The organism is Lunatimonas lonarensis, from assembly GCF_000390185.1.
GTDB classification, from domain to species: Bacteria; Bacteroidota; Bacteroidia; order Cytophagales; family Cyclobacteriaceae; genus Lunatimonas; species Lunatimonas lonarensis.
On the sequence record NZ_AQHR01000077.1, the window covers coordinates 1 to 634 of the forward strand.

Here is a 634-nt window from a genome sequence, read left to right on the forward strand (position 1 = left end):
ATTTGGCTCAAATTTGAGGGTTTTTGTGTACGTTAGTCAGAATTATAGAAAACGCATTAAATGAAATACTTTTTAAAAAGGTCAACTGCATATCTCTTGGACTGTCTGATTTGCTATTCATTCGTAATGCTAATCTTTCAATGGGCATTGCTGAGTAATTTTAGAGGAATGATTGGTTTGACGGATGAATGGTTTGAGATAAGTTGGAATATGCAAGTATATGTTTTAGTAACAATCTCACTACCTGTTTGGTTATATTTCATTTATTTTGACAGCAAATATTCGAGTGGTAGTTTTGGAAAAAGGATAATGAAGCTCTCTGTTACTGACAGCGAGAAGGAAAAAATTGGATTGCCAAAGTCATTTTTTAGAACAATACTGAAACTATCTCCTTGGGAAATAGCGCATTTTGGGGTAATATTTCCAACTCCATTATATTTTTCACAAAACGCAGATATCAGATTTGCAACGATATTTGGAATCTTACTTTTCGGGATTTATACAACAAGCATAGTGATTGACACAGAGAGACGGTCGATTTACGATAAATTATTGGGGACAAAAGTGATTATGAAATAAAAACAGCACACAATATAATACTCCCCTAAAATGGTACCAGAGGTTAAGTTAAAAA

1 protein-coding gene is annotated in these 634 nt (G+C 33.1%); it reads left to right on the forward strand.

The window, feature by feature from the left end; translation table 11 throughout:
• Positions 1 to 60 precede the first annotated feature (60 nt).
• Positions 61 to 579, forward strand: a complete 519-nt coding sequence (locus ADIS_RS12485; protein ID WP_035805858.1) for an RDD family protein — start codon at positions 61 to 63, stop codon at positions 577 to 579.
• The last annotated feature ends 55 nt before the right edge of the window (positions 580 to 634 follow it).